At 63.6% G+C, this 6,000-nt stretch carries 5 protein-coding genes and 1 tRNA gene; 4 read left to right on the top strand and 2 right to left on the bottom strand.

What is annotated here, in order from left to right:
* The first annotated feature begins 206 nt into the window (after positions 1-206).
* The 4 genes from LCM4576_RS18715 to LCM4576_RS18700 all read left to right on the top strand — a co-directional run bounded on the left by LCM4576_RS18715 (position 207) and on the right by LCM4576_RS18700 (position 4,365).
* Positions 207-1,133: an ABC transporter permease gene (locus LCM4576_RS18715; RefSeq protein ID WP_371410091.1), complete on the top strand. Its 927-nt coding sequence runs from the start codon at positions 207-209 to the stop codon at positions 1,131-1,133.
* A gap of 56 nt (positions 1,134-1,189) precedes the next feature.
* Positions 1,190-1,870, top strand: a complete 681-nt coding sequence (locus LCM4576_RS18710) for an SGNH/GDSL hydrolase family protein (protein ID WP_071033721.1) — start codon at positions 1,190-1,192, stop codon at positions 1,868-1,870.
* Positions 1,871-2,125: 255 nt separating this feature from the next.
* Complete coding sequence (msuE, locus tag LCM4576_RS18705; protein ID WP_071033747.1) at positions 2,126-2,689, top strand: FMN reductase; 564 nt, start codon at positions 2,126-2,128, stop codon at positions 2,687-2,689.
* A 269-nt stretch (positions 2,690-2,958) separates the two neighbouring features.
* Positions 2,959-4,365 carry a D-isomer specific 2-hydroxyacid dehydrogenase family protein gene (locus tag LCM4576_RS18700; RefSeq protein ID WP_071033719.1) on the top strand — a complete coding sequence of 469 codons (1,407 nt, stop codon included), beginning with the start codon at positions 2,959-2,961 and terminating at the stop codon, positions 4,363-4,365.
* A gap of 42 nt (positions 4,366-4,407) precedes the next feature.
* Here the strand turns inward: LCM4576_RS18700 and LCM4576_RS18695 are convergent.
* A tRNA-Arg gene (locus LCM4576_RS18695) sits at positions 4,408-4,484 on the bottom strand.
* Positions 4,485-4,611: 127 nt separating this feature from the next.
* Entirely contained in the window at positions 4,612-5,775 is a 1,164-nt protein-coding gene (locus tag LCM4576_RS18690; protein WP_071033746.1) for a M20 aminoacylase family protein, read from the bottom strand.
* Between the last annotated feature and the right edge of the window lie 225 nt (positions 5,776-6,000).

Genomic DNA, 6,000 nt, shown 5'->3' with positions numbered 1-6,000 from the left:
CCCAGCTTTCCGGCGRCATCGGCAGCCTGCACGGCACCGTCATCGGCGCGCTGGTCATGGCGCTGCTCGCCAACGGCATGAACCTGACGAATGTGTCGCCCTTCATCCAGACCACCATCAAGGGGGCGATCCTGCTCCTTGTGGTCGCTCTGCAGTCGCGCAAGAAGATGGGGTTGTAAGTGGCTGCCGCGCTCACCAATCCCGTCATGCGCCGCTTGCTGCGCGTCCCTCCGGCCTACTACGTCTTTGCCGTGCTGCTTGTGGTTCTGTGGATCGCGCGGCCGAACATGCTCAATCTCAACATCATGGGCATATTCGTGCGCCAGATCGTTCCGCTCGGCATATTGGTGCTCGGCCAGCTTCTGGTGATGCGGGTGCGAAGCATCGACCTGTCGGGCGGCGGCGTCATCCTGCTCATCAACTACACCATTTCGTCCGGCGCCTTTCCCGGCGCCTCCATGGCGTTCTTCATTGTCCTGGCGCTGGCCATCGGGCTGGCCGTCGGGTTCTTCAACGGGCTGATGGTCGGAGTGAGACGGGTCTCGGCCGTCATCGTTACGCTTGCGGTCGGCATCGTCTTGGTCGGGATCGTGCAATATCTATCGAGCGGCAAGCCGCCCGGCGATGTGCCCGGCATGTTCGCCGACATCTACAATACCAAGCTTGGCCCGGCGCCGACGCCTGTGATCTTCTGGGTGGCGGTTTCGGCGGCGCTGTCGCTGTTTCTGTCGCGCACGGTTTTCGGCCGCTACGTGACGTCGGTGGGTGAGAACGTGCAGGCGGCGCATTTCTCCGGCGTTCCGGTCGCGCGCACGGTCGTGCTCGCGCATACGCTCGCCGGCCTATTCGCGGGCATTGCCGCTTTGGTCCAGACGGCTTCGATCGCCGTCGGCAGCGTTCGGGTCGGGCTCGACCTGCCGATCCTGGCGGTCGCCGCGACCATCCTCGGCGGCGTCGTCTTCGGCCGTGGGGAAGGCGGTGTCTGGGGGCCTTTCTTCGGCGTGCTGTCGTTCGCGCTGCTGTTCGTGGTGATGACCACCTTCGGCATCGACGAGCCCGGCAAGCTGATCGCGCAGGGGCTGATCATCCTGCTCGCGGCGATCTTCTACGGCATCAGGCAAAGGTCGAGCTGAGCGGGCAAGTTCGGAACGGCCAATAGTCAATCGCATAGGAAAAATGGATTGGAGATATGACCAAAAGATCGATCTTGTGTTTTGGAGATTCCCTGACCTGGGGCTGGATTCCGGTCATCGAGGGATCGCCGACGCATCGCTACGCCTATGAGGACCGCTGGACGGGCGTGATGGCTTCGCATCTGGGCGATTGCTACCATGTAATCGAGGAAGGTTTGAGCGCCCGCACCACCAGCCTCGACGATCCCAATGATCCTCGTCTTAACGGCAGCGCTTATCTGCCCTCGGCCATCGCCAGTCATCTGCCGCTCGACCTCGTCATCGTCATGCTCGGCACCAACGACACCAAGTCGTTCTTCCGCCGCACGCCTTATGAGATCGCCAACGGCATGGCCAAGCTCGTTGGCCAGATCCTCACCAGCGCCGGTGGCGTCGGCACACCCTATCCGGCGCCCCAGGCGCTGGTGGTCGCGCCGCCGCCACTGACTCCGATGCCGCATCCCTTCTTCCAGGGCATGTTCGCCGGCGGCCATGAGAAGACGGCGGCGCTCGCGGCCGAGTATCGCGCCATGGCCGATTTCACCAAGGTCGATTTCCTCAATGYCGGGGATTTCATCACCACCGACGGCTGCGACGGCATCCACTTCACGGCGCAGAACAACCGCGATCTCGGCAAGGCGATAGCGGACAAGGTCCGGGAGATCTTCGCGCGCCAGCCCGATCGCAAGGTTGCCTGAGGATTCAAGTATTGCCGCGCATCGGCCCCTCCAGACCGATGYGCGATCGCGGGACCGGCGCGGCACYRCCGGCCCGCAACTCCTGCAAGCTGATGGTGYCGCCTGCCCGACCAACGAAACCATGAACCGGCCAATTCATGGAAAAAATGTTCGAGGCGGGGCCCTCGAAAGGCGGATCGTTCCTTCTAAGGCGGATTACAGTCTATAAAAATTATAGACATTAGATTTAGCGCCGGCGCCTCGAGGGAAATGAACATGCCCAATCCAACCGTTGTCGGTTTCTCCGGAAATTTCACCCGGCCGTCGAAGACGCGCGGTTTCGTCGAGCAGGTGGTCAGGGACATCGCGGCGCGCAGCAACCTGTCGGCAAGCACCTTTGATATCGAAGATGTCGGACCTTCGCTCGGCAGCGCCAAATGGGCGCGCGATCTCGATCAGCAGGCCCGCGATATTCTCGACAGGGTCGTCAACGCCGACATGCTGGTGGTCGGATCGCCGACCTACAAGGGCAGCTACACCGGCCTGTTCAAGCACTTCTTCGACCTGCTCGATCCGGCCTCGCTGAGAGGCAAGCCGGTGCTGCTGCTCGCAACGGGCGGCGGCGAGCGGCATGCGCTRATCGTCGAGCACCAATTGCGACCGCTGTTCGGCTTTTTCGAGGCGCTTGCCTTGCCCACCGCGGTCTATGCGACGGACAAGGATTTTGCCGACGGCGTCCTGGTTTCGGAAGCGATCCGCAAGCGCGTCGCGCAGGCGGTCGACGAGGCAGGCTATGCGCTCTTCCGCCGCGACGYCGGCCTGCGGATCGCGGCGGAATAGCCGAAGCGACCTGTTTGGAGATGCGGTTCTCTCAGATCTCCGTGACGAATTTGGTTCGCAGATAAGCGTCCAGGCCCTCTATTCCGGACTCCGATCCGTAACCGGATTCGGCCAGCTCGCCGACCACGGTCGACCTGTCGCCATTCAGGGCCGACAGGTTCTAGCTTCCTGGACAGATTTCCCGCTTGCGACCCGGATATGCCGCTTCACGTGGTCCATCGGATAACGGATTGGGGTAGCTGGAGACAGCTGCAGGGAAACGACGCTTCATGACATCAGCCAATATTCTGATCTGCGATTTTGTCGGGCTGCGCTTTGGCGCGGACGGCAATCCCGACCACAGCGAGGTCAAGGCTCATATCGAAGCCAAGGGCGGGGTGTTCCACCAGACAGGCATCAGCAGCGCCGGCGCCCTCGATCCCGGCAAGCTGCATTTCTTCTATTTGYCGCAATTGAGCACGCGCGAGGAATTGCTGGCCGAGGCCGGCGACGGCCGCTACGACGCCGTCATTGCCGCCGCGACCTTCATTCCGGCCGAGGCCAGGTTCCGCCTCGGCGGCGTACGCATCGGCGCCGGCACCGGCAATATGGGGTCGGCATCCTGGGGCGGGGGCGGCGGCGAGGGCGGCGAGGCGCCGTTGATGAACACGCCGGGCATCAACAGCCGCGCCACCGCGCAAATGGCCATGAAGGCGCTGCTGAAAGTCAGGCCGGATCTCCCCGTGGACAAGCTCAACGCCCTGGTTGCCGGCGGGCAGTTCGATACGGGAAAAGACCTGCGYCATTACCCGACCGAGAAGCTCGAAGGCAAAAGACTAGCGGTGATCGGCTATGGCAATATCGGCCGGGAATTCGCCAGGCTCGGCCAGGCCTTTGGCATGCGGGTCGCCATCCATGCGCGGCCCCGTCACCGCAAATGGATCGAGGCGGAAGGCTTCGACTATGCCGCAACCATGGAGGAGGCGGCGCGTGGCGCCGACGCGCTTTCCGTCCATCTCGGCCTCGGCGTTTTCGATGCCGGCCAGCAACGATACGCCAACGCCGGTCTGATCGGAGATGAAGTCCTCTCCCTCCTCAACCCCGGCGCCGTGCTCATCAACTACGATCGCGGCGAGCTGGTCGATGTGGCAGCACTGGAGCGCGCGCTGGCGTCAGGGCGCGTTTCCCATGCGGCGATCGATGCGGACCTTTTCAAGGACGGCGACACGCTTTCGGGACCAATGGCGCCCTATCTCAGACTGGTCGAGGCCTATGGCCAGCGTCTGGAACTTCTCCCGCATGCCGCGGCCGACACCGATCATCCCTCTCGCGTCGCGGGCGCCAAGCAGGCCGTCGACCAGATTTACGCCGCCATCGTCGAGCATCGCGTCCACAATCTGAAAGGATCGCTGCCTCCGGGTTTTGTCGACATGGGCGCGAAAGTCCCGCCCGRCATCGGCGGCATCACATCTCGGCACTTGGCGGCGCTGGCCGCCGATCGGGACGCGGCATCCGATCTCGCTCGGTCGAGCGCTGTCGTCGCCGCGTTCTGGGAACGCATCCTGGCCGCATCCGAGCAGGAACGAGCGGCGCTGATCGCTTCGGGAGGCGAAGCATTCGCCGAAGCGGCGAACCGCCTTTCGACGCTTATGCGTGCGCACCATCTTTCGGGGCCGTTCACGTCGGGATCGCTTTGATCCCTGCGCGCGGCGACCTGCTCGCCAAGCCATTGAAAAGCATGGTGATCCCGACAGGAATCGAACCTGTGACCTACAGATTAGGAATCTGCCGCTCTATCCTACTGAGCTACGGGACCACGCGGCCCGACACATAAACGCTTCGGGCCGGTTCGCCAAGGGGCATGCTGACTCCCCTTGGACTGCGACTCATCTCGGCAGGGCCGAGCCGGCAAGCCGGGTGGCGCCGCCTTCGCCCGCAGGCGCTCAGGCGGCCAGCGCGGTTTCGGCCAGCTTCACCCAATAGCTCATGCCGTGCGGGATGACCTCGTCGTTGAAGTCGTAGGCCGGGTGATGCAGGCCGGCCGAGTCGCCGTTGCCGATGAAGATGAAGGCGCCGGGGCGGGCTTCCAGCATATAGGAGAAATCCTCGCCGCCCATCACCGGTTGGATGGCGCGGTGGACATGGCTGTCGCCGGCGATGTCGGCCGCGACGTCGGCCGCAAACGCGGTTTCCTCGGCATGGTTGAAGGTGACGGGGTAATTGGCGTCGTAGTCGACCTCGATGGTGGCGCCAAAGGCCGCAGCGAGGCCGGCGCAGATCGCGCGGATGCGCTCTTCCGATTTCTTGGCCACTTCCTTCTTCAGCGTGCGCACGGTGCCGGCGATCTCGGCGCTTTCGGGAATGACGTTATAGGCGTCGCCGGCATGGAACTTCGTCACCGACACCACCACGGCCTCGACCGGATCGGTGCTGCGCGAGGCAATCGTCTGTAGCGCGCCGACGAGCTGGCTGGTGATGACGATCGGGTCGATCGTGCCGTGCGGCATCGCGGCATGGCCGCCGCGGCCCTTGACGGTGATGGTGAATTCGGYCGTCGCGGCCATGATCGGGCCGGGCTTGATGGCGAACTGGCCGACAGGCAGGCCCGGCATGTTGTGCATACCGAATACCTTCTCGATGCCGAAGCGCTCCATCATGCCGTCCTTGACCATTTCGTTGCCGCCGCCGCCACCTTCCTCGGCCGGCTGGAAGATCACCGCCACGGTGCCGGCGAAGTTGCGCGTCTCGGCAAGATACTTGGCAGCGCCCAGGAGCATTGCGGTGTGGCCGTCATGGCCGCAGGCATGCATCTTGCCGCGTACCGTCGAGGCCCATGGCTTGCCGGTGATCTCGTCGATCGGCAGCGCGTCCATGTCGGCGCGCAGCCCGATGGTCGGGCCATCGCCCTTGCGGCCGCGGATGATGCCGACGACGCCGGTCTTGCCCAGCCCCGTCACCACCTCGTCGCAGCCGAAGGCCTTCAGCTTCCCGGTGACGAAATCGGCGGTCTGGAACACGTCGAAATTCAGCTCCGGTGTCTGGTGCAGATGCCGTCGCCAGCCGGCTACTTCTTCCTGCATTTGCGCGGCGCGGTTCAGAATCGGCATGATCGTTCCATCTCTCGGTTGGTCGGCGGCGGTCGGTTCAGAGCCGATGCTCAGCAATTGTGTTTGTCAATTGTGATGTCTGGCACTTTGCCATTTTGGCGACACATAGGGTAAATAGCACCGCAACAATGCGGTCCGGGGTGAGGGTCGGCCCGCATTATGCTGGCGATGGGTAACGAAATCTTACGGACCCGGCAGCGATTACGGCAAGAGGCGATTTCGGAT

The sequence above is a fragment of the Mesorhizobium sp. LCM 4576 genome (assembly GCF_001854815.1).
GTDB lineage: Bacteria > Pseudomonadota > Alphaproteobacteria > Rhizobiales > Rhizobiaceae > Mesorhizobium > Mesorhizobium plurifarium.
This window is presented reverse-complemented; position numbering and strand designations above follow the sequence as displayed.